General features: G+C 32.0%; 2 protein-coding genes. Both read right to left on the bottom strand.

The features are described 5' to 3' along the window. Window positions 1-45: 45 nt before the first annotated feature. A complete protein-coding gene (locus tag GQR46_RS18850) occupies window positions 46-471 on the bottom strand; it encodes a response regulator (RefSeq protein ID WP_010552799.1) in 426 nt (141 codons plus the stop codon). A gap of 37 nt (window positions 472-508) precedes the next feature. Next, on the bottom strand, window positions 509-2,300 hold a 1,792-nt coding region (locus tag GQR46_RS20730), incomplete at its 5' end, for a response regulator (RefSeq protein WP_240922928.1).

Genomic DNA, 2,300 nt, shown 5'->3' on the forward strand with positions numbered 1-2,300 from the left:
AAGCTATAAATAAAAAATAGTTAACCGCCCTACTGTTTCTATTTATCATTCCAAAAAATATCTAATATTTTCTATTAATACACTTTGCTTAACTGGCTTCAATAACAGGCCGTTAAACCCAAGCTTTACATACTTGTTATCACTATTTTCGTTTTCACTAAATGTATGAGCGATAATTTTTGTTGCTGATGCGTCAGCATGCTTTCTTATTTTTAGCATTGCGTCGGTGCCTGTAAATTGCGGCATTACTATATCCATTAAAATAATATCGTAAATATTTTGAGAAACCATAAGTAGCGCCTCTATAGCACTTGATGCGAAATCTATTAAAATATTTTCTTCGTTAAGCATTTTTCTAATTACTATTTCTATTAGCAAGTCATCATCTACTAAAAGCAGTCGTTTAGTTTTATTTATTGGCGTTACTTTAAACTCGATAACTTCAGCCATATTTTCAATAGTGTTTTTCATGTTTTACCTCATTACTGTTCCAGTAATATACGCTAATTTATAACGACTTATCTTTTAAAATGCGTGTTATTTGGTTTATTAATACACCTTGTTTTACTGGTTTTAATAGCATGTCATCAAAGCCCTGGTTAACGTATTTTGAATCTGTATCGGGTGTCGATGTATGCGCAATTATTTTAGTTTTCAAATTGTCACTGTGTTTTTTAATTTTTAACATAGCGTCAGTTCCCGACAATTCTGGCATTACTATGTCCATTAAAATAATGTCGTAACTGTTTTGCGATACCATCAACATCGCTTCTATTGCACTGCGCGCGTAATCTATTTTAATATTCTCATTTTTTAGCATCGCTCTAATTACAATCTCAACAAGAGGATCGTCATCAACCAGTAATAGCGTGTTTTGGTGTTTGTTAGTTACTAAACTAGCTTTTACTAAATCATTATTTGTTAACGAGCTACTTGGTACTTCTTGCTCATTGTCTTTACCTTGTTTGGTTGCTATGTTGACCAACATAGAAAGTGATATCGTTGATTTATTCGCGTTACTACTTACAATTATCGCTTTACCACCTAACATTTTAAATATTGAAATAAAAAACTTTAACTCTAATGACACGTCTTTATCATCTATAAAGCGCGTTATATCATCACCCGATATACTTTTAAGCTCAGTTATAAAGTTACTACTGTCGATCAAATTACTTAATGAAAAATCGAGGTATAAGTAATTACGTTTACTTTCATTTTTAATCTGAGCGTTAATTGAAAGCGTTGTATTATTTGATGAATCCAAAACCTCAGTCACTAATTGAATAACCAATTGAGAAATTAACTTTTCATCGCTTGCGACCGTTAATTCAGGCGTAATATTATTTTTAAGAACGATTCTTTTATTTTCAGCCTCTTTAGCTAAAATCGACATATTATTATTGATCATTTGATTTAGGTTTACGTTTTTGGCCTGAAGCTTTAACTTACCTATTTCCGATTTATTTATATTTACGAGTTGCTGAATTACACTTTCGAGCTGGTCGCATGCATCAGAAATATTCCCCACATTGTTTTTAAATTCGTTAAAGCTTATTGGATCTTTAGATATTTCAACTAATGACTTTAAAGATGATAAAGGCGTTTTTAACTGACGGCTAAGCCTTGTAACAAATTTTTCTTTTAATTGATTTGTCTGTTTTGATTTTTCGAGAACATCAGCGAGTAAACATTCTTTTTGATGTGCCTCTGTATCATCTCTAAAGTAGCAAACGAAACCATTAAAATCTGTATGTCTTTGTAATACAGTTATCCACTTCCCGTCTGTAAAACCTATATCTATTAATTGGTTACGGTCATCATCAAGCTTATGATGTTCATGGTAGTGATTTATAATATTATGCTGCTGCGCAATACTTATCAGCTGGCTATACGATAGCTGACTGTTTTTTTTATTCACCTGTGCAAATAAAAGATTAAAAGCATTGTTGGTAATCACAGGAAATTCATGGCTATTAAAAATAGCAAACCCATGCGGCAGTGCATCCAGAGAACTTGAAAAAAGCTCCTCTCTATTGAGTATTAACTGATTTTTTTGTTTTATTTCACTGTGTAAACGCCTTGGTAAACGTAAAAAATAATACACAAACGCGAATACACAAAAAGAGATTAACCCTAATCTAATTAAACTGTATTTAGTTATTTGTGGTCGTACTATTTTATTCATTGGTTGCACATGCAAGCGCCAAGTAGGTGGAAAACGACTGCTTAAAGCGCTAATACTATTTTTAATTATACTCGGGTTTACTTCTCCTTGTTTTCCTAAAGTAAACTGTGGT

It is taken from the genome of Pseudoalteromonas sp. Z1A6, from assembly GCF_011378745.1.
GTDB classification, from domain to species: Bacteria; Pseudomonadota; Gammaproteobacteria; order Enterobacterales; family Alteromonadaceae; genus Pseudoalteromonas; species Pseudoalteromonas arctica.